The following is a 22,714-nucleotide window of genomic DNA, read 5'->3' as shown; positions in this document are numbered from 1 at the left end:
ATAAGGGGTGTGTAGCGTAATGGAATTTACTCTAACTCGCGAAAAACAAATGATTAAAGAAATGGTACGTGACTTTGCTGAAAAGGAAATCGCACCGAAAGCTGTATATTATGACAAAACTGCGGAATTCCCATATGAAACATTTCAAAAAATGGGTGAACTAGGATTATTAGGCATCCCATTCCCGGAAGAGTATGGAGGTTCAGGTGGCGATACTGTATCGTACGCACTAGCAGTTGAAGAAATTGGTCGTGCTTGTGGTGGTACTGGTTTAAGCTATGCTGCAACAATTTCATTAGGTGCTTCTCCAATTTATTATTTCGGTACAGAAGAACAAAAACAAAAGTATTTAGTTCCAATGGCATCAGGTAAAACATTAGGTGCTTTCGGATTAACAGAGCCGAACGCTGGATCTGATGCAGGGGGCACTCAAACGAAAGCTATTTTAGATGGCGATGAGTATGTAATTAGTGGTGAAAAGTGCTGGATTACAAACGCAGAGTACGCAAATACAATTATTGTAACCGCTATCAACGGTGTTGAAGACAATGGTAGAAAACGTATTTCTGCATTTATCGTACCGACTACAAGTGAAGGATTAACGATTACAAGTCCTTACGATAAGATGGGTGTTCGCGCTTCTAATACTTGTGAAATCGTACTTGATGGTGTACGTGTACCGAAAGAAAATATTCTTGGTGATGTTAATAAAGGATTTAAACAATTCTTATATACACTTGATGGAGGACGTATTTCAATTGCGGCATTAGCAGTAGGTATTGCACAATCTGCATTTGAACGTGCTCTGCAATATGCGAAAGAACGTCAACAATTTGGAAAAACGATTTCTAATTTCCAAGCGATTCAATTTAAATTAGCTGATATGGCGACTGAAGTGGAATTAGCGCGTAATTTAGTACATAAAGCAGCTTGGTTAAAAGATAATGATAAACCTTTCGGTAAAGAAGCGGCTATGGCAAAACTGTTTGCATCTGAAGCAGCAAGTCGTATAGCGAATCATGCAGTACAAATTCATGGTGGATATGGCTATATGCGTGAATATGAAGTTGAACGACATATTCGTGATGCAAAACTGTTAGAAATTGGTGAAGGTACTTCTGAAATTCAACGTCTCGTAATTGCAAGACATTTAGGATGTAGATAAAAAGGAGGAATCACTATGTTTCAAAAAATATTAATTGCTAATCGCGGGGAAATCGCAGTTCGCATTATAAAAACTTGTCAAAAACTTGGCATTCGCACTGTTGCTATTTATTCTGAGGCTGATGAAAATGCCCTTCATGTAAAAATGGCAAATGAATCTTACTTAGTAGGCGGCCCGCGTGTCCAAGAAAGCTATTTAAACCTTGAAAAAATTATAGAAATAGCTAAGAAGTCAAAAGTTGAAGCAATCCATCCAGGATACGGATTATTATCAGAGAATCCATCTTTTCCAATTCGCTGTAAAGAAGAAGGAATTGTATTTATTGGTCCTTCAGAAGAAATCATTACGAAGATGGGAAGTAAAATTGAGTCACGTATAGCAATGCAAGCAGCAGATGTACCAGTAGTTCCAGGTATTACTACAAATATTGAAACTGCTGAGGAGGCAATTGAAATTGCAAAACAAATTGGTTATCCATTAATGCTGAAGGCATCCGCGGGCGGCGGGGGCATTGGAATGCAGTTGATGGAAACTGAGCAAACGCTCACCAAAGCATTTGAAAGTAATAAGACAAGAGCGCAAAACTTCTTTGGTAATGGAGAAATGTATTTAGAGCGCTATATTGCAGATGCACATCATATTGAAATTCAGCTTTTAGCAGATACACATGGTAACACAGTGTATTTATGGGAGCGTGAATGTTCAGTGCAGCGCCGAAATCAAAAAGTAATTGAAGAAGCACCTTCACCATTTTTAGATGAAGGTACACGAAAAGCAATGGGAGAAGTTGCGGTACAGGCTGCTAAAGCCCTTGGTTATACGAATGCCGGTACAGTTGAATTTCTTGTAGATGATCAGAAGAACTTCTATTTCTTAGAGATGAATACGAGATTACAAGTAGAGCATCCAGTTACAGAAGAAATTACTGGTTTAGATCTTGTAGAACAACAACTACTTATCGCATATGGTGAGAAGCTATCATTTACACAAGATGATGTAAAACGTAGTGGTCATGCCATCGAGGCTCGTATTTATGCAGAAGACCCAAAAACTTTCTTCCCATCACCTGGGAAAATTACAGATCTAACGTTACCGACAAATGTACGTATTGATCACTTTTTGGAGAATCAAGTAACGATTGCACCTTTCTATGATCCAATGATTGCGAAAGTAATCGCTCATGGTGAAACTCGTGAAGAAGCGATTTCAAAATTACAGGATGCGCTGCAAGAGTTAAAAGTAGAAGGTATTAAAACGAATACACCAATGCTCCTACAAGTATTGGAAGACGATGTGTTCAAAAGTGGTATTTATACAACAGGTTTCGTAACGAAACAACTTGTTAAAAAATAAGATTTATGAATATTAAGGGGGAAAAAATGATGACGAAAGTATATGCATCGATGGCAGGAAATGTTTGGAAAATTGTTGTAGGAATAGGAGACACAGTAGAGGAAGAGCAGGATGTCGTCATTTTGGAATCTATGAAAATGGAAATTCCAATCATTTCAGAAGAAGCTGGCACAGTTATGAAAATTAATGTGCAAGAAGGCGATTTTGTAAATGAAGGAGATGTATTATTAGAAATTGAATAGGGAGATATAGGGGGAAGCGAATTGAAACTACCTAATTTTGCTGTCATTAAAGAAGTCGGGCCACGTGATGGCTTACAAAATGAAAAAAAGATTGTTGGCACAAAAGATAAAGTAAAATGGATTCAACTACTTACAGAAGCGGGATTATCGTACGTTGAAGTTTCCTCATTCGTTCACCCTAAATGGGTTCCTGCATTAGCAGATGCAAATGATGTGTTTTCTGAGCTGAAAAGGGATCCGAATGTTACATATGCAGCGCTTGTTCCAAATCAAAATGGTTTGGAACGAGCTTTTTTGCAAAATGTAGATGAGGTGAATGTTTTTTTATCAGCAAGTGAATCTCATAATAAAAGTAATATTAATAAATCAATTAAAGAAGCATTAGTTGTAATTGAAGATATAACAAAACAGGCAACGTTCGCAGGTAAAAAGGTAAGGGGTTATGTTTCTACTGTATTTGGTTGTCCTTATGAAGGGGATATAAGTGCCACAGCAGTTGATGAATTATGTAATCAACTATTTTCATACGGTATTTATGAAATCTCTCTTGGTGACACGATTGGTGTAGCGAATCCATTACAAGTAGATCAAGTATTAGAATATTTATTAAAGAAGTATGATGCTTCACAGTTTGCAATGCATTTTCATAATACGTATGGAATGGCACTGGCAAATGTAGTTAAGTCTTTAGAACATGGTATTACAACGTTTGATAGTTCTTGTGGTGGGCTCGGAGGGTGTCCTTATGCACCAGGAGCATCGGGGAATGTTGCTACTGATGATTTAGTACATATGCTCCATAAGCTGGGAGTCCAAACTAATATTGATGAAGAAAAGTTATTGAGAGCTAGTCAGTTTATTCAAAGTAAGTTAAATATCCAATTACCGAGTCATGTGTATAGAGCGCTTCAACATAAAACGATAAGTAGGTGAGAAGATGCTACAATTACAAAACATTTCAGTTGATTATGTAACACCGCATGTTGTAAAGATTTCGTTAAATCGTGAAAGGCAATCAAACTCATTATCTTTGGCATTATTAGAAGAATTACAAAATATATTAACTCAAATAAACGAAGAATCAAATACGCGCGTAGTTATTTTAACAGGAGTTGGCGAAAAAGCGTTTTGCGCTGGTGCTGATTTAAAAGAGCGTGCCAATATGAATGAAGAACAAGTTCGCCATGCTGTGGGTATGATTCGTTCTACTATGGAGATGGTGGAACAATTACCACAACCAGTTATTGCTGCTATTAATGGAATCGCACTTGGTGGAGGTACTGAATTAAGCTTAGCTTGTGATTTTAGAATTGCTTCTGACACTGCAAGTCTAGGTCTTACTGAAACTTCTCTTGCAATTATACCTGGAGCAGGTGGTACGCAGCGTTTACCGAGATTAATCGGAGTCGGTAGAGCGAAAGAATTAATTTATACAGGAAGACGTATTTCGGCGCAAGAAGCGAAAGAATATGGTTTAGTAGAATTCGTAGTACCAGCTGATTTACTAGAAGAGAAAGCAATTGAAATTGCAGATCGGATTGCTAATAATGGTCCAATTGCTGTTCGATTAGCAAAAGAAGCTATTTCAAATGGTATTCAAGTAGATTTACATACCGGATTACAAATGGAAAAACAGGCGTATGAGGGCGTAATCCATACGAAAGATAGATTAGAAGGATTACAGGCATTCAAGGAAAAACGCAAACCAATGTATAAGGGGGAGTAAATATGTTAGATCAAAAACAACAATCTAATTCATTTGAAGAACGAGTTGAAACAATTAAGCAAGGCGGGGCACCGAAATATCATGAACAAAACAAAGCAAAAGGAAAACTTTTTGTTCGAGATCGTTTAGCTCTTCTATTTGATAACGGCGAATATGTGGAAGATGCACTATTTGCAAATTGTGAACAAACAGGATTACCAGCTGATGGAGTTGTAACTGCAACTGGTAAAATACATGGTCGTACTGCGTGCGTAATGGCAAATGATTCAACTGTAAAGGCCGGATCATGGGGATCACGTACAGTTGAAAAGATTTTACGTATTCAAGAAACGGCTGAAAAATTACGTGTGCCATTGTTTTATTTAGTTGACTCTGCTGGTGCACGTATTACGGATCAAGTAGAAATGTTCCCTGGACGCCGCGGCGCAGGAAGAATCTTTTATAATCAAGTGAAATTATCAGGTAAAGTTCCGCAAATTTGTTTATTATTTGGACCTTCGGCAGCTGGTGGCGCATATATTCCAGCATTTTGTGATGTTGTTATGATGGTTGAAGGAAATGCATCTATGTATTTAGGATCTCCTCGTATGGCCGAAATGGTTATTGGCGAAAAGGTAACTTTAGAAGAAATGGGCGGAGCTCGTATGCATTGCTCAGTATCAGGATGCGGAGATGTTTTATGTAAAACAGAAGAAGATGCAATTACGCAAGCAAGACAATATATTTCTTATTTCCCAAGTAACTATTTAGAAAAGACTCCATTGATTACACCTCAAGAGCCGAAACAGTTCGATAAAACGTTAGAACAAATCATTCCAGAAAATCAAAACGCTCCTTTCAATATGAAAGATCTCATTAACAGAATTATTGATGAAGGTTCTTTCTTTGAAGTTAAAAAATTATTTGCTCAAGAACTAATTACAGGTTTAGCTCGTATTGACGGTAAGCCAATTGGCATTATTGCAAATCAGCCGCGTATGAAGGGCGGCGTTTTATTCCATGATTCAGCTGATAAAGCAGCAAAGTTTATTAATTTATGCGATGCATACCATATTCCATTATTATTCCTTGCAGATGTACCTGGATTTATGATCGGTACAAAAGTAGAACGTGCCGGAATTATTCGTCACGGTGCAAAAATGATTTCTGCAATGAGTGAAGCAACTGTACCGAAAATTTCTATCGTTGTTCGTAAAGCATACGGTGCAGGTTTATATGCAATGGCAGGTCCAGCATTTGAACCAGATTGCTGCTTAGCATTACCGACAGCTTCTATTGCAGTAATGGGTCCAGAGGCAGCGGTTAATGCTGTATATGCAAATAAGATTGCAGCTTTACCAGAAGAAGAGCGTGCAAGCTTCATTGCTGAAAAACGTGAAGAGTATAAGAAAGATATTGATATTTATCATTTAGCATCAGAGATGGTGATTGATGGTATTGTTCATCCAAACAATTTACGTGAAGAGTTAAAAGGACGATTCGAAATGTATATGAGTAAATATCAAGTATTCACGGATCGTAAACATCCTGTATATCCAGTTTAAAAGCCCTATTAAGGGCTTTCTTGTTCAATAAGTCAAGGAGGGGAAAACATTGAAACAAGCAGTTTGGTTTCCAACAGAAGAATATAAAGAAAAAACGAGATTATTTAGTTGGATGAAATCATTAGGTTATGAAGATTACGAAGCCTTTTATAATAAATCAATTGAAGAAACAGCGTGGTTTTGGGGAGAAGCTGAGAAAGCAGTTGGTTATCAGTGGATGGAACCATATACAGAAGTGTTAGATTTAGAAAATGGTACACCGTTTGCACAGTGGTACACTGGGGGTACTTGTAACGTTGTAGAATCTGCTTTATCTCGCTGGCTTGCAGACGATAAAACGAAAACACAGGCAGCACTCATGTATGAAGGGGAAAATGGAACTTCGAAATCATTTACATATGAAGAGCTTGACAGCTGGGTAAGCCGTGTTGCCAACGGTTTGAAACATGCTGGTATTGAAAAAGGTGATCGTGTAACAATTTACATGCCAATGATTCCTGAAACAGTTGTTGCTATGTTAGCAGTAATGAAAATTGGAGCGATTATTTCACCAATATTCTCAGGTTTTGCTTCGGATGCAGTAATGACACGTGTACAAGCAGCTGGTTCAAAGATGATTATTACTGCAGATGGCTTTTCACGCCGCGGGAAAATTGTTTCTTTAAAAGATGAAGTAGATAAAGCTTGTGAACATTGTCCAACTGTTGAAAAAGTGGTAATTGTTCGTCATGCAGGAAATGATTTTACACCGCATAATTATGATTATTCATGGAGTACGTTAGAAAAAGAAAAACCATTTATACATGCTGAAGAAATGCATAGTGATGATCCATTAATGCTCATTTATACATCAGGAACGACTGGTAAGCCGAAAGGAACAGTACATACGCATGCTGGTTTCCCGCTAAAATCTGCATTTGATGCAGGATTTGGAATGAATATAAAACAAGGTGACCGTGTATTATGGGTAACTGATATGGGCTGGATGATGGGACCATTTTTACTATTTGGCTCTCTTATTAATGGAGCAACGATGGTTATGTACGAAGGTGTTCCAGACTTCCCAGAATCAGACCGCTTATGGGAGACAGTCGATAAATATGAAATTACTCACCTAGGTATTTCACCAACATTAATCCGTGCGTTAATGGCTAAAGGCGATGAATATGTAAATAAACATTCACTCAAGAGTTTAGAAGTATTCGCATCAACAGGAGAACCTTGGAATCCAGACCCTTGGATGTGGCTGTTTGAAACGGTTGGAAAAGGGAACGTCCCAATTTGTAACTATTCAGGCGGAACTGAAATTTCAGGTGGGATTTTCGGGAACGTCCTTATTAAACCAATTGCACCGATTAGTTTTAACGCATCTTTACCAGGAATGGCAGCGGTTGTACTCGATGACAAAGGTAAGCCAATCCGAGATGAAGTTGGAGAATTATGCTTAGAGAAACCTTGGGTAGGGATGACGAAGAGTTTCTGGGAAGATGATGAGCGTTATGTAAACACTTACTGGTCACGTTTTGAAGATAAGTGGGTTCATGGTGACTGGGTCATTTATGACGGTGAACAATATATCATTACAGGTCGTTCAGATGATACGTTAAACATTGCTGGAAAACGTATTGGGCCTGCTGAATATGAATCTATTCTTGTGAAACATAATAGGGTAATAGAAGCAGCTGCAATTGGTGTACCTGACGATGTTAAAGGCGAGGTTTGTCATTGCTTTATAGTATTACGAGACGGTGTAATATTTACAGCAGAATTAAAGAAAGAATTAATGAGTTTAGTAAATTCTCATATCGGAAAAGCATTATGTCCAAAAGATATTCACGTTGTGGAGGATTTACCAAAAACACGTAATTCTAAAGTAATGCGACGTGTTATTAAAGCAGCTTACTTAGGAAAAGAGTTAGGCGATTTATCGTCACTAGTAAATCCTGAAGTAGTACCCTTTATTCAAGGACTACAGTCTAGCAAACTATAACATTAAAAATGAGCTCTATTTACATAGAGCTCATTTTTAATGTTTACAAAAAGATACGAGAGAAAAAGTAAATTTGAAATTAAAAAATCTACTATTAGTGTTAAGTATGTCTGTTTGTTTTTAGTTTTTATCAAAATAGGATACTGTGGCTGTCTATTTAATGGAGTGATTGAATTCTGTTAAGAATGAAAATTTAGTGAAGAAAAAAGTAATGAATAAAAGGAGAAATCCCTGGGGGACAGGGATTCAATAAGGGAGATAATTTTGTCGTTCAATGTCGAAATTTGGCGTATCCGACAAATTAATATTATCACGAATTTTTAGGAGATTGTGATAGTGGATGTGTCAAAAATGTGTACGCGTTTCATATAAAAATGTTATTTAAATAGGAAAAGGGAAAAGAATTAAGTTCAATCGTTCTTAAGATTTTTCCCTTTTAAATTTACTGTTTGTTCGTTGTTCTATATACATCTGAAATTGGTAAATCTTCGCCATGTAAAGCTTGAGTACTGTCCTTTTTGTTTGAATTATGTGCCTGCTGAGATTTTTCTTGCATTTGCTCATGGGCTTTACTAAGAGTATTCAGCGCATCCGATGATACATAATCAAGTTGTTGATTTAATAGATTTTTCTTATCCATGTTATGTAGCTCCTTTTTGAACGTAGATATAAAAACGATGTCTTTTTAAATAGTTACGTGGGTATTATGTAGCTTTGAATGGAATTATATACACAAACTATATTGAGAATTTAACTAATTATAAAAATTACTTGTGATGACAAGCTTAAGAAATATAAAGATCATTAGTTCTTAATAAAAGCATTATTTTAGTAGGGTGTAGATTAAATAGGACCTGTTATACGGAACAAGTCCTTTCAAAAAGGACAACAGATAATGAATGGAGGTTACTTGAACATTTCAATTAGTGGTAACTAAATCCCATTCGTTGGATGCTACGAAATTTCATTTGAAAGGAACATCCCAATGATAAGATGAGCACTGTAAATCAGTGCTCATCTTATCAGAAATTGCTTAGTCCTTAAAAATAAAACCATTATGGACAATTCACAATGGTAATAGTGACGTTTGCCATTGTTCCAGGAGAATCAAGAAGTGAAGCAGTAACAGTTACTGTTCCAGGCCCATTAGCGGCTAGAAATACAGCGGTAAAGTTGCCTGAAGCATTGGTAATGACAGCAAGAGGAACCACGAAAGCAAGAGAAGGGTTACTAAATGAAAAACTGACTACTACTCCTGGAGTAGGACTACCGTTTACTAATACTTGACCCGAAAAAAATAAAGTATTATTTCCTTGAGTGGATACACATGCTGTGGTTTCGTTAGAAGTCAAGGTAATAGATGCAGGCCCAGCAGGAAGATTAAATCCAGTTGGTCCAGTTGGTCCAGTTGGTCCAGTTGGTCCAGTTGGTCCAGTTGGTCCAGTTGGTCCAGTTGATCCGGTTGAACCGATTGATCCAGTAGAACCGGTAGGACCGGTAGGGAATTGAAAGGGTGGAACAGGTGGAAGTGTAGGTCCAATAGAACCCGGATTAAGTGCAGCAAAAGATAAAAACTCGTCCATTATATATCACCTCTTAAAATCGTATTACTAATAGTAAATGTAATGATAGAGCAAAGTGAAATGGACAAGCGGTTGTATTTTAATAATTTAAATAAAATAGTTATTTGATAGAAAGAGAGATTAGTATGATTACTTTAGAAATTAAATATAAAAAGGCGATTATCTTCAATCGCCTTTTGGATAATGCAGTGTAATTTTATTCAGTTATTTGAAATATAGTTTCATTCGGTTTGGAAAACCCATACAGTTTCCTTGCGAATTTTAAAATTTCTTCTTCACTACCTGTTAAAACTTTAACATCATTTTTAAGGGTATGACCATCCTTCTTTAAAGAAGATAATTTTTGTTGCTCCGTATTAACCGCGATTTGTTTTTCTTTAATCATTTCTTGTTGGTTATTAAGAGAATATTGAAGGACAAAAATTACAGGTAATATAAAAGCCAAAGTAGTTATAATACGGCGTCTTGTTTTTTTATTATTACCTTGTTGGGTGTTAGGGTTCACTTGCTGTGAGGGTATCTTAGGATTTGATTGTTGTGATGATACTTTTGGGATGTTTCCCATCAAAATGCCTCCATTACTGATTGTAGAATTTAAACCGTTTAAAAGTATTATAAATGTTCAATAGGAATTTTAGAAGATATTTTATTAATATAGGTGAGTTTTGTAAAGTTTAAACAAAATCAGTATTTAAATAAAAGAAACCCCGATTGTCTGCAGGGCTCCTAAGGGTAATCATCAAGTAATGACGTACTCGACTAATTAACGATATCATGAATTTTTCGGTGAAAATACTGATAAATCCGTTCAAATTAATGAGGGCATCATTTGAAACAAAAAAGCTATTTTAATAGGGCGGGGAATAATGGTGATTCCATGGGATAAGCGAGTATACATTGGATCAAGGTGATCATTTTATTACAGTGGGTAAAATTTTAGAGGCTAGTGAAAAGGCAAATAAATCATTAGATTGGCTTCGGTGCATGTTAGCTTTAAACTATGAAAAAGTGTACGGTAATAGTACATAGTGACTTCGGTTGATTCGGATAGATGATGATTAATTATATAAAAATTTCATTTCGTAGAGAAATATGTTGATTAAAGATGGGCATTGAAAATGCCATGTTTGTATGAAAAAAGAGCAGGATTTAGCCTATATATAGGTGTTGGAATTGTTCTAAAAGGGGGGATATCTGAAATATAAATAATTGAGGGGAGTGAACTAATGATGGAAACTAGTGTTTTTTTAGGATTGTTTTGGGGATGGATAACGGTTATCGTATCGGGAATACTTTTCGTACGGCCATCAGTACTACGTGAATTAAAAAAATTAGTTGTTGAAGACAGAGGATTTGGTATTACGTACGGTTTTCTATCGATTTTCCTAGGGTTAGGTACTGTAATCCTACATAATGTATGGGTATTCAACTGGCAGGGGTTCCTAACGGTTATTGCATGGCTTGCATTATTAAAGGGAATCTACATAATTGTATATCCTGAACCCTCCAAGAAAACAGACTTTGAATTAAGGGTTCTATCTACACGTATAGCACTCGCTATCATTGGCGCCTTGGCTGTATGGATGCTTATAGTAATCTATATAAAATAATCTTTTTCTAATAAGAACTATATTAAAATAAATCTTTACGTGTTCATTGACAAAAAGCTGACTATACTTAGTCAGCTTTTTGTATACTACATTCTAGTATTTATCGGTCACAAAAGACATATTCTTTCCCTTAAATTGATATTAAAAATATTACCAATTTTTTCTTTTACAATGACAACAAATAAAGAAACATTTACAACGACACTTATTTCGTTTAGAACTCCAATCATCATCACAATGATTCTTTTCTTTAGATTTCCACCAATCATCATCACAATGATTCTTTTCTTTAGATTTCCACCAGTCATCACAACAATGCTTTTTCTTAGAACTCCAGCAATCATTATTCCAGGACATTCTTTTATACCTCCCTTCAATAGGATTCATACTATTCTATGATTTAGTAAAAGAATGGCTTGTTTATTAACCTATTATTTTACCTTTATATGATAAAGTGCTTTCTACTAGATATAGAATTCATACAAACTATGCTAATTTTCAAGAGATAGTTGAGAGAACTACTGGTTATGATATTAATCAACAAACACTTGTTGAAGGAAACGTTATGATTTTAAATAATATCTATTTTTGGAGTACGCTTTTCTAAATGTATATTTCACAACAGCAAAGGAAAAAGATACTATATTACTGCAAAAAAAGCCTATGTATATGTGAAGTAATAGGAAAAGCTGGTGACTCTTAAAGGAGCTGACTTATAAAAGGTTGTCTACACTTTAAATTCAGCAGAATTAAATCCAATTTCCCTCATTAAACAAGCTTCTAATTGTTAGAGGTCTGTTTTTTTAGTTAATAAAGAAAAGAATGTCTAATACAATTGTTAGTTTTTTCCTTTCTATGTGTTTGTCTCTTACACTTTTAAGCTTGTGGACATACTTTACTAATAGAAAGGATTAGGGGGTGAGGTTTTGGGTTCTCGATTTAATAATTGTAAAAAGAAGTGTACATGTAAACAGGATGATTGTTGGGATGCTTTCGAAGAATGTAAAAAAGAACAAGAAGAACAAAATAAAAAATGCGATTGTTGCTGTGTACAAGGAATTAGAGATGAACTTAAAAAATTAGTAAACAGAGCAGTGCGCATTACTACAGTAGGAAATAATTATGCAGGAACGGTTTCTTCAGTAACTTGTGATGTTGTAAAGCTTGCTAATAGTGCTGGGGTAGTTACGGTAATTATTTCTGTTTGTAAAATTGAAGCGATTGAACTATTGTTGACATAGGAAAACAGCATGATTATGCTGTTTTTTGTAAAGCCATTCATAAGAATGGCTTTATTTCAATTTCGTATAAAAGGAGAATATATTCTTTATATAGAAATAAGTTTGAGGCTATAAAGAATGGTATATGAAAGGAGAATCGGAGTGATTAAACTAGAGACCTTTAAAAGATCCGATTTTAAACAATTAATAAATTGGATTAATTCCGAAGAATTTTTAATACAATGGTCGGGAAATGCATTTACATATCCTTTAAATGAACAACAATTAGAGAAATATATAGAAAGTGCAAATACACTCTCTTTCACAGTAATAGATGAAGAGACTGAAGAAGTTATTGGTCATATTTCACTTGGGCAAATAGACAATATAAATAAGTCTGCAAGGGTTGGAAAAGTGTTAGTTGGCGATACGAAAATGAGAGGGCGTTCTATAGGGAAACATATGATGAAAGCCGTACTTCGTATTGCTTTTGAAGAATTAAAACTACATAGAGTAACTCTTGGTGTTTATGACTTTAATAAGTCAGCTATTTCTTGTTACGAAAAAATAGGTTTTGTAAAAGAAGGTTTATTAAGAGAGTCAAAAAAAGTAGGAGAAACGTATTGGAATTTATGGGAAATGAGCATGTTAGAATATGAATGGAACAATAAATAATAGTATTTTATAATTATATTATGTTAACAAAAAGGGGTTTGGTGGGAATCGTGAATAAAAAAACAAAAATAATTACAATTGCAGCTGTTTCAGGGGGAGGGAAAACGACAATTACAGAAGGTTTAGCTCATGAGTTGAAAAACTCAAAGGCTCTATATTTTGATAGTTATGATTTTGATAACTGTCCTGTTGATATTTGTAAATGGATTGATGATGGAGCTAATTACGATGAATGGGTACTTACACCGCTAATGAATGATATTCAGCGTTCTATACAAGATAGTAGTTTAGATTATATTATTGTAGATTATCCTTTTGCATACTTAAATAGAGAAATAGGGCAATTCATTGATATAACTATATTTATCGATACACCTTTAGATATTGCGATGGCTAGAAGAATTTTGAGAGATTTTAAAGAAGATACAATGGGTGAAATACATAATAATTTGAAACATTATATGACACATGCGAGAAAAGCTTATTTAGAGGCAATTCATACTGTTAAGCCGAATTCGGATATTGTATTGGATGGATCTTTATCTATAAGTGAAATAATTGATCAAATAATAGAGGAACTTAATCGAAGAGAAGTGATTGTGAATGGTTAAATGTATAGAGGAATATGTACAGGTTAATGCCTTTAAAATATTTACGAAAATATTCCAAGGAAAGAAGAAGCACCCTGTTATTATAATGGAAGCAGGTTATGGTGATTATTCAAAGGCATGGGATCGTATTGCGGAAGGGCTGACGGAATATGGTACGGTACTTACATATGATAGAGCTGGATTAGGAAAAAGTGGGAAGAGTTCCAAACGGCGTATTAGTTCTGAAATGGTAAAAGAATTAAGAGCTTGCTTAAAACAATTACAGCCTAAGCCACCCTATATTTTTATAGGACATTCCTTTGGGGGTATAAATATACGTTTATTTACGACTTTTTATCCTGAAGATACGATGGGAGTAGTTTTAGTTGATTCGACACCAGAAAATTATAAAGAAGATTTTTTACCAATAATGCCTCCAGAATTTCAAGAAGCTTACTATAAGCAATTTATATATGAAAGTTCATATGAAGAGTTTATGTTTAGTCTAGATGAAGCAGATAGACATTGTAAATCAATGAGTGATATTCCACTTGTCGTGTTAGCTGCTGGAAAAAAAGATTTTTATTCAGCAGATGCACAACTGAAATGGTTACAATTGCAAGAAGAATTATTACAATTATCAACCAATAATAAATTTATAATTGCAGAACATAGCGGTCACTATATTCAAAAGGATGCTCCACATTATATTATAGATGCTGTTAAGTGGATCCTTGGGGTAGGTGGGAGATAAATGTGTACACTTTATTTCAATATAATTGGCAAGTACGAGAAGATTGGTTTAAGTGGTGTGAACAGCTTACAGAGGAGGAATTGCTTCGCAAACGTGTTGGAGGTGTTGGGAGTATTTTAGAAACACTATTTCATATCGTAGATGTTGAGTATAGCTGGATTTGTGATTTGAAAGGAAAGGAAGTAGATGAGCCGCAATTTAAGGATTATCAATCAATCCAAAAACTGAAAGCGTTATCTGATTTGTATAACAAGGATTTAGAGGGATTTCTACGATCGTGGACAGAAGACTTAGAGAATAAAATATTAAAAGTTTCATGGACAGATAAAGAGTATAAGTATGGTGAAGTGTTACGACATGTTATTGTACATGAAATTCATCATATAGGTCAGCTATCAATATGGGTGAGAGAATTAAATCTTCAGCCCGTTTCAGCGAATTTAATTGGAAGAGGATTGTAGATTGAGAAACCGACTTGCTAAATGCAAGTCGGTTTTTTATATAAAAGAGAACGGTTAGTTAAAGTCCTCGGATTTTTTCTGACGTATATGTAAAAACATTAGGATCGTAATGATTAAAAAGATTATTACTGTTTGTATGATTAAATTTTTAAACTGAAGTAAAATGGTCCAAGATGTAATAGTGTCTTTGAAAGCTTGGAGTGCAGAATATGAGGTAGGTTCAAAACCGTATTGAAGTAACTTTTTTGTTTCAACAAAAGCGGTGTTTTCTTCATTGGCGTCTAATACTACAGAAATAAAACGTGTGTCTCCTTGTTTTGCGGTACTAACAAAACTGTAATTACCGTTAGTTGACAAACTAGATTGTAAGCCATCAACATCTTTTAATTTAATGTTTTTATTAAGAGAATAAATCATTTTATTTGTGTTGAAAACTTGAACATCTTTGAAGGTAAATCGATAAGAGGTTTGTTTAGTAATATTTAATACATCTGGATAGTCTTTTATTAATTGTGCAGCTATTTCGGCTGCGTCTATTGCTGTAGTAATTGATTGTCTATTCTTTTCACTATTTATTCCGGTTGAATTTAAAAATGGAGATTGTTGTGATAACTTTAGTTGCTTTGCTTTTTCATTCATTAACGATGTAAAATTATCTTCATTTCCAGCAATGTGTTCTGCAAGTGCAAGCGCAGAACGATTATTTCCGGTTAAAAGCAAAGCATGAAGTAAGTCACGAACGGTAGTGTTATCCTTTGATGTTACTTGGATCGGACTTGTTTCTGTTTGAAAAACTTCGTTTCTAATTTTCACAGATTCATCTAATTGTATTTTGCCATCATGAAGTTGTTCCATTACAATATATTCTGTCATTAATTTAGATAAAGTGGCCGACTGAATAGGAGTACGTTCATTTTTTTTATAAACAATTTCACCAGAATTAGTATCTATTAAAATAGCTGATTTAGCTCGAATAGTTGGACCATTTACATAAAGATAAAAATATAAAACGATAAGTACAGTAATAAGAAAAGATAATAATAAAATTGTTATTTTTTTAAAAAATTGCATACGCGATCCTCCTACAATTACATCAATAATATTATTGTAAGAAGGAATGCTTAATTAGTAAGAAAGAAAAGGTAAAGAATTTCTAAAGAATTTTAAGGAATTCTTAAATTTTGGATTTTGATGGAAAATTAAAGGTTCAATTTCTTATTAGATAAGAAATTGAACCTAAAAATATGCCATATTAACATTTATATGGAAGTAATTTTACAGTGAAAGTTGTCTTTTCATCATCACTATATACTTCAATTGTTCCTTTATGCAGTTCGACAATACTTTTTGCAATTGCTAATCCGAGCCCTGATCCACCGGTGTTTGTCGATCGTGATTTTTCTACGCGATAAAAACGTTCAAAAACATGAGGTAAATCAGTACTTGGGATAGCCTGTCCGTAATTTGTTATATCAATTGCAATCGTATGATTGTCTTCGTAAGCTGTAATATCAATATGATTTCCATCATTTCCATAAGTAATAGCGTTTATGATTAGGTTTTCAAACACACGTACTAATTTATCCCCATCAGCGAGTACCATTAGCTTTTGAGATGGGAAAGAAGGGCGACATTCAATATTAGCTTCTTGAAGCTGTATCCGAAATTGGACAGTTAATTGTCCAAGCAATTCTACAATATCAATAGGAACAGAATTTAAACTTAACTCTTTATTTTGAACACGTGTATATTCAAACAAATCATTCATTAATGCGTTGAGACGGGTTACTTTATCGTATATGACTTGTATATAATGACGCAATTCCACTTCATCTCTATAATTATCATGATGAATTAAATTCACATATCCAACTATAGATGTAAGAGGCGTTCGTAAGTCATGTGATACATTTGTAATTAGTTCGCTTTTTGCTTGTTCCGCCTGTCTTTCTTCATCAATTGATACTTTTAACTGTTCAACAATTTGATTAACGCCAGTTGCTAATTCTTCTAAATAATTATGCTGTACAATAGAAACTTTATGATTAAAGTTTCCACTCGCAATATATCGAATTTCTTCAATCATTTTTTTGATACAAGTTTCATAGTAAAGCTTTCTTTCATGACGATAAAAAATGTAAAGATAGGATGAGAAAATAGAAAATAAAAACAAATAAGAAACGATCATCATCCATAAAGATTCCTTTATCCCTCTATACTTTTCATAACCAAAAATTCGAATGAATTCTTTACCTAGTTCGCTTAGAGTAAGTGAACTCTCAATTACACTCGTTACGAGGCGAAATATAATTAATTCGGTAATAGGTGTAAGAGTGATAGCTAATAAAAGCCAAAAAATAAGCTTCCACTTTGGTATATCTTTTAATATATCAAATGCTTCATTTCTCAATTTTATATCCTACTCCCCAAACCGTATGAATTAGTTTTTCACCATTCATTACGGTTTCAAGTTTATCGCGTAAATTACTAATATGGACCATTACCGTTTTATTAGAACCATAACCGTCTTCATTCCAAACGCGTTCGAATATCTCTTCAGAGCTAAATACTCTTCCAGTATTACTCGCAAGTAAATATAAAATATCAAATTCGATAGAGGTGAGCTTAATATATTCACCATTTACTTTAACCGTATGATTATGTTTATGAATTTCAACTGTACGAATGCGAATAATACCATCTTCATTCTTTGGTGTGGCAGCGTTTTGGAAAGATGATCTACGTAACAATGCTTTCACTCTAGCAACTAATTCTAGAGGATTAAACGGTTTAATCATATAATCATCTGCACCGGTCATAAGTCCTAATATTTTATCCATATCTTCAGCTTTTGCACTAAGCATAAGAATAGGTACAGTATTATTTTCACGCACTTCTTGACAAACTTCTAATCCATTTCGTTTTGGCATCATAATATCCAAAATCATAAGGTCAACTTCATATGTAGATATCATTTGTAATGCTTCATCACCATCATAAGCTTTATAAATGTTATAACCTTCATTTCGCAAATAAACAGCGAGTAATTCTACAATATCTTTATCATCATCAATAATTAATATGTTTTTATTCATCATATAGTTCCTTTCCTTGCGAATCATCAACATTACTATAATATCAAACATTTATGTATTTTGTAGTAAAGTTTCTACATAAAATTTCACGTAACGTATTAAAAAGGAATTAACACAATTAAAACGAATACAAAATAAGAAGGATATTTAAATTTCACGTTATATTGAAAGTTAGTTATAAGGGGGACTTGCTATGATATATATTCATTTACTCCGACTGGAAAAATAGAAAATGATATTAAAGCTTCTCTATTAAAATACAATAAAGAATTTACATATAAACATTCAATTCGTGTGGCAAATGAGGCAAGAAAAATTGCGAAAATATTTTATGAAGATGAAGAAAAAGCAGCGATTGCAGGGTGTTTACATGATATTAGTGCAATCTTTCCGAACGAGGAGCGGATTGCAGTTGCTGAAAAATTTGGAATAGAAATATTACAAGAAGAACGAGAATTTCCAATGATTATTCATCAAAAATTATCGAGAGTAATTGCAAAAGAGATATTTAAAATAGAGGACGAAGAAGTTTTAAATGCTATCTGTTACCACACTACTTTGCGTAAAAATGCTACAAAGATGGATTTAGTACTATTTGTTGCTGATAAATTAGAATGGGATCAAATAGGGACACCTCCATATTTAATAAATGTAAAAAAAGTTTTAGGAAACTCTTTAGAACATGCTGCTTTTGTATATATTTCATATTTGTGGGAAAGAAAAGATACATTAAAAGTCATACACCCGTGGCTAGAAGAAGCATATTGGCATTTAAAAGAAATTGTAGAGTAGAAAGGGTATAAAAATGAAATTAAAAGAATATATGAATCAAACATTCCCAGGAGTTACATTAGTACCGTCCATATACTTTCAGTGGGAAAATCATCTTCATTTTGATTTTGGGAAAGATAAATATCAATTCAAAGAAGATGGTAACACGTATAATATGGAATATTTCACACAACTATATAGGTATAATAAAAGTCTATTTAAAGATATATTTTCAAAAGAAGATACCGTCTTTTTAGTCACAAATGTTTATCGATTTAAACAGGAAAATATAAAAAATTCGCAGAAAATAAATGTATACAATAGATTTATTAAAAAGAAGGATTTAAAGTTTCATATAAGACAAGAAACATTCCCTTTTCTATTTGAAGATGAAGAAGCTGACTTATATTGTACATATCAATTTTCTTTACAATGTTTTGCGGGAGATATTAAATATGAACCGCTTATTGAAGCTGTTAATCATGAGGATTTTCCTGACCTACGTCCACACCTAGGACGAAAAATAGAAATTTCATATCCAGATGTATTTTTTATAAATGTAACAAAGGATATAATCATGTTTATTTATGATGATAGAGGATGTGAAGTGATCGCGAAGAATAAAGAAATGATACGGGATTTATATGATCCGTATAAAGAGTGGATACCAGATTATGAACGAGAAAGTATAGATAGCTTATTTAAATGACAATAGGGGAAGTGAAGCGTGTAATGAAACGTATTGCCATCGTATCCGCATGGGAACCAGAACTTACGTATTTGCATCAACATTATCCAAGTGAGCGTGTAGAGAAGATAGCAGCTTGGGAATTTCATTTTCATTTTATTAATGAATTAGAAGTGATATCAGTTGTAACAGGTGTTGGTAAAGTAAGTTGTGCTAGTTGTGTGCAATTATTAATTAGTGAATTTCAGCCGGATGAGTTGTTTATGACAGGGATATGCGGAAGTTTATCAAATAAGGTAAAAAATGGTCATATTGTAGTTGCGCTCAACGCAATACAACATGATGTTACTGCTGCTGGATCAGGAGAAGATGTTTTTAATTTATATAACGGTAGAACAGCACCTATTGAAACGACAAAAGCACTTGTAAGAAGAATAAAAAAAACACGTTCTTATGATCCGGTTCACTTCGGTACATTCTTATCTGGGGATCAACGTATACGTAGTTCAGAAATGAGATATTTACTTCATACTGTATACGGAGCATTGGCGGTTGATCAAGAAGTAGCTGCTTTCGCTTACGTATGTCATATAAATAAAAAACCATTTTTATGTTTAAAAGCTGCTTCGGATCAAGCGAATGATAAAACGAAAGAAGAACAAAAAATCTTTAAAATGTTAGCATGCGAAAGAGCGTGTGAGCATTTAATTGCTTTTTTACGTGTTTATGAGATTACTGTAGTTAACAATAGATAACAAGAGGGGAAATATCCCACTCATTTCAAATTAAGAGGTGAATTATTATTGCATACGTATTATGGAGAATTTTGTACAAAGATATATGAAAGTGATAAATCAATTGCGAGTGGAAAAGAATTGGATTTTTATCTTTCTTTTGCAAAAGACAAAAACATGAAAGTGTTAGAACCAATGTGCGGAAATGGTAGAATGCTAATTCCTTTTATACAAAATGGTGTGAATATAGAAGGATTCGACCTTTCAGAAGACATGCTTAAAGTGTGTAAGCAGAAAGCGGAAAAATTAAACTTAAAACCGGTTGTGTCACTAGGGAGAATAGAAGAATACCATAGTGATAAAAAATATGATCTTATTATGATTCCTATAGGTTCATTTTCACTGTTACCTGATAATTTAGTAGAAATTAGTCTTCAAAATATGAAAAAAACTTAAAGGAAAATGGAAAATTGCTTCTAACAATTGTACAAGGTGGAAGTGATACAGAACAAATTCTAGATTGGATAGAGACAAATAGAAAAGAAATTAATAATGAATTAATTGTTGAGTATAGAAAAGTGTCATATGATAAGGCGCAAAAACTTTTAAATATTATACTGAAATATGAAGTCGTTCATGATGAGAAAATTGAAGAAACTGAGATTATGGATTTTCCTATAAGACTATATGATTTAAAAGAGTTTGAAAATATACTTATTGCTAATGGATTTAGTCAAATTTTTGTTCATGAAATAAAGGATGGATATGGTGAAGGGAATGCGTTTCATGTGTTTGAATGTAGTTTATAACAAATCATAGCGGAGGATTATATTTATATGATTCAATACAAAAGATGTAGTGAAGTCAGTATAGATTTGGTATATGAAGCTTTTAAGGATGGATTTTCAGATTATATTATTAAAATGGATGTTTCAAAAGAAGACTTTATAAAAAGGTTTTTTGGACCAGAAGGGAATTCACTGGAACACTCCTTTCTTGCTTTAGACGGTGACAAATGTGTTGGCGTAATACTTGGTGGTATTAAGGTATATGAAAGTATAAAAACAATGCGCTGCGGAACATTAGCGGTTCATCCAGAGTTTCGCGGCATTGGTGTAAGTCAAAAGTTATTTGAGTTACATAAAGAAGAAGCAACACAAAATAAATGTAAGCAGCTTTTTCTTGAAGTTATTGTAGGAAACGATCGTGCGATTCAATTTTATAAAAAATTAGGTTATGAAAAAGTATATGATCTTTCTTATTATAATCTAAATGATTTAACTGAAATAATGAATAAAAGTAATAAAAATATTGAAGTAAAACAATTAGAATTTCCAACATTTAAAGTTGAAATTCAGAAATGGTTAAACTTCCATATAAATTGGCAAAATGATATTGATTATATCGAAAAAACAAATCATACATTTTACGGTGCATATGTTGATAGTGATATAAAAGGTTCTGTATGTGTAAATGAACAAGGAAAAATTAGTTTTATTTTCATAGACAAAGACTATAGAAATATTGGTGTTGGGACGAAATTATTACAGATAGCAAGTGAAGAATTAAAGTTATCAAGTTTATCAATTGGGTTTCCAAACAACAATTTACTGGAAGGGTTTTTAAAGAAATCTGGATTTGAAAAGAATTCTTTAGCACAATATGAAATGTATTTATTGCTATAAAAAGCGGAAGGAATTATTCCTTTCGCTTTTTATTTTGCACTATAGACGTTTTTGCTGTATGTGGGAGGATAAGTAAAAATAACAGAAGTCTTGTCACATATCTTATTGAGCTAACTGGCACTTTAGTTGAAAAAGGAAAATATATAGTAAACATAGAATATGTTAATACATTAAAAGATTTATGAGGTGAAAGTGATGGCAATTAAGCAAAACGAAATTAAAGTAGTAGTCGGAGCTGGAGTATTTAATAATAATCCAGGTTGGATTCAAACTCAAGAAGATGAACTTAATTTACTAGACAATACCACTTGGGCAGAAAGATTTGAATACAATTCCATTTCAGCTATTTTAGCAGAGCATGTATGGGAACACCTTACGTTTGAAGAAGGTGTAAAAGCAGCTGAAATTTGTTATAAATTTTTAAAGCCAGCAGGGCATATTCGGTGCGGTGTTCCTGATGCGTTTTTCCGAGATGAAGCATATCAAAATATAGTTCAAATAGGCGGGCCTGGTCCGAAAGATCACCCAGCAGCAAGTCATAAAATTGTTCATAATTATAAAACATTAACGAAAATGTTTGAAATTGCTGGATTTGAGGTAGTTTTACTTGAATATTGTGATGAAAATGGTCAATTTTATTACAATGAATGGGATGCAAACGATGGTGTTATTTTCCGTTCGAAAAAGTATGATTCTAGAAATAGAGGCGATAAACTTGGTTTTCCATCGCTAATTGTTGATGCAATTAAACGTTAAGTCATTCAACTAAAGCAGGTGCTAGTACTATAATTTCATGAGTCGCAGCGGCGTTTTTTTATGAGGGAACAA

27 protein-coding genes and 2 pseudogenes are annotated in these 22,714 nt (G+C 33.7%); 22 read left to right on the top strand and 7 right to left on the bottom strand.

The window, feature by feature from the left end:
• Positions 1 to 19 precede the first annotated feature (19 nt).
• The 7 genes from BAU23_RS12195 to BAU23_RS12165 are packed head-to-tail and all read left to right on the top strand — an operon-like array spanning position 20 to position 8,020.
• Positions 20 to 1,165, top strand: coding sequence for an acyl-CoA dehydrogenase (locus BAU23_RS12195; protein ID WP_000397268.1), 1,146 nt, complete (start codon positions 20 to 22; stop codon positions 1,163 to 1,165).
• 15 nt (positions 1,166 to 1,180) lie between these two features.
• On the top strand, positions 1,181 to 2,518 hold the full coding sequence (locus tag BAU23_RS12190; protein WP_071734543.1) for an acetyl-CoA carboxylase biotin carboxylase subunit: 1,338 nt from the start codon (positions 1,181 to 1,183) through the stop codon (positions 2,516 to 2,518).
• 26 nt (positions 2,519 to 2,544) lie between these two features.
• Positions 2,545 to 2,760 (top strand): acetyl-CoA carboxylase biotin carboxyl carrier protein subunit, encoded by a 216-nt coding sequence (locus BAU23_RS12185; RefSeq protein ID WP_002094580.1) that lies wholly within the window; start codon positions 2,545 to 2,547, stop codon positions 2,758 to 2,760.
• Positions 2,761 to 2,781: 21 nt separating this feature from the next.
• The gene (mvaB, locus tag BAU23_RS12180) at positions 2,782 to 3,693 is read left to right on the top strand and encodes a hydroxymethylglutaryl-CoA lyase (protein WP_000775440.1); all 912 of its coding nucleotides are present in this window, start codon (positions 2,782 to 2,784) and stop codon (positions 3,691 to 3,693) included.
• Positions 3,694 to 3,697: 4 nt separating this feature from the next.
• A complete protein-coding gene (locus BAU23_RS12175) occupies positions 3,698 to 4,486 on the top strand; it encodes an enoyl-CoA hydratase (protein WP_071734542.1) in 789 nt (262 codons plus the stop codon).
• 2 nt (positions 4,487 to 4,488) lie between these two features.
• A complete protein-coding gene (locus BAU23_RS12170; protein WP_000886740.1) occupies positions 4,489 to 6,030 on the top strand; it encodes an acyl-CoA carboxylase subunit beta in 1,542 nt (513 codons plus the stop codon).
• Positions 6,031 to 6,079: 49 nt separating this feature from the next.
• A complete protein-coding gene (locus BAU23_RS12165) occupies positions 6,080 to 8,020 on the top strand; it encodes an AMP-binding protein (protein WP_071734541.1) in 1,941 nt (646 codons plus the stop codon).
• A gap of 442 nt (positions 8,021 to 8,462) precedes the next feature.
• Here BAU23_RS12165 and BAU23_RS12160 read toward each other — a convergent pair whose 3' ends face one another.
• Positions 8,463 to 8,660, bottom strand: a complete 198-nt coding sequence (locus BAU23_RS12160; protein WP_016129464.1) for a hypothetical protein — start codon at positions 8,658 to 8,660, stop codon at positions 8,463 to 8,465.
• A gap of 431 nt (positions 8,661 to 9,091) precedes the next feature.
• On the opposite strand from BAU23_RS12160, the gene BAU23_RS30590 reads away from it, so the two are divergent.
• Together BAU23_RS30590 and BAU23_RS30815 are read left to right on the top strand one after the other, a co-directional pair.
• A complete protein-coding gene (locus BAU23_RS30590) occupies positions 9,092 to 9,307 on the top strand; it encodes a hypothetical protein (protein WP_229165465.1) in 216 nt (71 codons plus the stop codon).
• Positions 9,308 to 9,352: 45 nt separating this feature from the next.
• Complete coding sequence (locus BAU23_RS30815) at positions 9,353 to 9,529, top strand: hypothetical protein (protein WP_276327596.1); 177 nt, start codon at positions 9,353 to 9,355, stop codon at positions 9,527 to 9,529.
• A gap of 17 nt (positions 9,530 to 9,546) precedes the next feature.
• On the opposite strand, the pseudogene BAU23_RS30810 reads toward BAU23_RS30815, so the two are convergent.
• Positions 9,547 to 9,603 (bottom strand): annotated as a pseudogene (locus tag BAU23_RS30810) (exosporium leader peptide-containing protein); the annotation flags it as partial.
• 196 nt (positions 9,604 to 9,799) lie between these two features.
• Positions 9,800 to 10,168 (bottom strand): FtsB family cell division protein, encoded by a 369-nt coding sequence (locus BAU23_RS12150; RefSeq protein WP_071734539.1) that lies wholly within the window; start codon positions 10,166 to 10,168, stop codon positions 9,800 to 9,802.
• Positions 10,169 to 10,500: 332 nt separating this feature from the next.
• Here BAU23_RS12150 and BAU23_RS30805 point away from each other — a divergent pair, with 332 nt between their 5' ends.
• On the top strand, positions 10,501 to 10,632 hold the full coding sequence (locus BAU23_RS30805; RefSeq protein WP_016129466.1) for a hypothetical protein: 132 nt from the start codon (positions 10,501 to 10,503) through the stop codon (positions 10,630 to 10,632).
• 200 nt (positions 10,633 to 10,832) lie between these two features.
• On the top strand, positions 10,833 to 11,213 hold the full coding sequence (locus BAU23_RS12145; protein ID WP_033658237.1) for a hypothetical protein: 381 nt from the start codon (positions 10,833 to 10,835) through the stop codon (positions 11,211 to 11,213).
• Between the two features lie 107 nt (positions 11,214 to 11,320).
• Here BAU23_RS12145 and BAU23_RS12140 read toward each other — a convergent pair whose 3' ends face one another.
• Positions 11,321 to 11,590 (bottom strand): hypothetical protein, encoded by a 270-nt coding sequence (locus BAU23_RS12140; protein WP_208611239.1) that lies wholly within the window; start codon positions 11,588 to 11,590, stop codon positions 11,321 to 11,323.
• 549 nt (positions 11,591 to 12,139) lie between these two features.
• Between BAU23_RS12140 and exsK the strand changes: the two genes are divergently transcribed.
• The 5 genes from exsK (at position 12,140) to BAU23_RS12115 (ending at position 14,913) form a co-directional block, all read left to right on the top strand.
• Complete coding sequence (exsK, locus tag BAU23_RS12135; RefSeq protein WP_000535565.1) at positions 12,140 to 12,454, top strand: exosporium protein ExsK; 315 nt, start codon at positions 12,140 to 12,142, stop codon at positions 12,452 to 12,454.
• Positions 12,455 to 12,571: 117 nt separating this feature from the next.
• On the top strand, positions 12,572 to 13,108 hold the full coding sequence (locus tag BAU23_RS12130) for a GNAT family N-acetyltransferase (RefSeq protein WP_016129468.1): 537 nt from the start codon (positions 12,572 to 12,574) through the stop codon (positions 13,106 to 13,108).
• A gap of 50 nt (positions 13,109 to 13,158) precedes the next feature.
• Entirely contained in the window at positions 13,159 to 13,719 is a 561-nt protein-coding gene (locus tag BAU23_RS12125; protein WP_071734561.1) for a nucleoside/nucleotide kinase family protein, read from the top strand.
• Positions 13,712 to 14,452: an alpha/beta fold hydrolase gene (locus BAU23_RS12120; protein WP_071734537.1), complete on the top strand. Its 741-nt coding sequence runs from the start codon at positions 13,712 to 13,714 to the stop codon at positions 14,450 to 14,452. Before BAU23_RS12125 ends, BAU23_RS12120 begins: the two co-directional genes overlap by 8 nt.
• 2 nt (positions 14,453 to 14,454) lie before the next feature.
• On the top strand, positions 14,455 to 14,913 hold the full coding sequence (locus BAU23_RS12115) for a DinB family protein (protein WP_071734536.1): 459 nt from the start codon (positions 14,455 to 14,457) through the stop codon (positions 14,911 to 14,913).
• 54 nt (positions 14,914 to 14,967) lie between these two features.
• Here BAU23_RS12115 and BAU23_RS12110 read toward each other — a convergent pair whose 3' ends face one another.
• The 3 genes from BAU23_RS12110 to BAU23_RS12100 form a co-directional block, all read right to left on the bottom strand.
• Positions 14,968 to 15,984, bottom strand: a complete 1,017-nt coding sequence (locus BAU23_RS12110) for a D-alanyl-D-alanine carboxypeptidase family protein (RefSeq protein ID WP_016129472.1) — start codon at positions 15,982 to 15,984, stop codon at positions 14,968 to 14,970.
• Between the two features lie 181 nt (positions 15,985 to 16,165).
• Positions 16,166 to 17,323: a sensor histidine kinase gene (locus tag BAU23_RS12105; RefSeq protein WP_071734535.1), complete on the bottom strand. Its 1,158-nt coding sequence runs from the start codon at positions 17,321 to 17,323 to the stop codon at positions 16,166 to 16,168.
• A complete protein-coding gene (locus BAU23_RS12100; protein ID WP_000981333.1) occupies positions 17,313 to 18,011 on the bottom strand; it encodes a response regulator transcription factor in 699 nt (232 codons plus the stop codon). The genes BAU23_RS12105 and BAU23_RS12100 overlap by 11 nt, the downstream gene beginning before the upstream one ends.
• Before the next feature lie 174 nt (positions 18,012 to 18,185).
• Here BAU23_RS12100 and yqeK point away from each other — a divergent pair, with 174 nt between their 5' ends.
• The 6 genes and pseudogenes from yqeK to BAU23_RS12070 all read left to right on the top strand — a co-directional run bounded on the left by yqeK (position 18,186) and on the right by BAU23_RS12070 (position 22,642).
• Positions 18,186 to 18,800 carry a bis(5'-nucleosyl)-tetraphosphatase (symmetrical) YqeK gene (yqeK, locus tag BAU23_RS12095; RefSeq protein WP_071734534.1) on the top strand — a complete coding sequence of 205 codons (615 nt, stop codon included), beginning with the start codon at positions 18,186 to 18,188 and terminating at the stop codon, positions 18,798 to 18,800.
• A 13-nt stretch (positions 18,801 to 18,813) separates the two neighbouring features.
• The gene (locus BAU23_RS29765) at positions 18,814 to 19,488 is read left to right on the top strand and encodes a DUF3885 domain-containing protein (RefSeq protein WP_071734533.1); all 675 of its coding nucleotides are present in this window, start codon (positions 18,814 to 18,816) and stop codon (positions 19,486 to 19,488) included.
• Positions 19,485 to 20,222, top strand: a complete 738-nt coding sequence (gene mtnN, locus BAU23_RS12085; protein ID WP_116733292.1) for a 5'-methylthioadenosine/S-adenosylhomocysteine nucleosidase — start codon at positions 19,485 to 19,487, stop codon at positions 20,220 to 20,222. Before BAU23_RS29765 ends, mtnN begins: the two co-directional genes overlap by 4 nt.
• A 48-nt stretch (positions 20,223 to 20,270) precedes the next feature.
• Positions 20,271 to 21,010 (top strand): annotated as a pseudogene (locus BAU23_RS30580) (class I SAM-dependent methyltransferase).
• 27 nt (positions 21,011 to 21,037) lie between these two features.
• Entirely contained in the window at positions 21,038 to 21,886 is an 849-nt protein-coding gene (locus BAU23_RS12075; RefSeq protein ID WP_071734532.1) for a GNAT family N-acetyltransferase, read from the top strand.
• 192 nt (positions 21,887 to 22,078) lie between these two features.
• Positions 22,079 to 22,642 carry a class I SAM-dependent methyltransferase gene (locus BAU23_RS12070; protein WP_116733291.1) on the top strand — a complete coding sequence of 188 codons (564 nt, stop codon included), beginning with the start codon at positions 22,079 to 22,081 and terminating at the stop codon, positions 22,640 to 22,642.
• Positions 22,643 to 22,714 lie beyond the last annotated feature (72 nt).

This window comes from Bacillus nitratireducens (assembly GCF_001884135.1).
Taxonomy (GTDB): Bacteria; Bacillota; Bacilli; order Bacillales; family Bacillaceae_G; genus Bacillus_A; species Bacillus_A nitratireducens.
The sequence above is the reverse complement of the archived record's forward strand: the minus strand, read 5'-3'. Positions and strand labels throughout refer to the sequence as shown.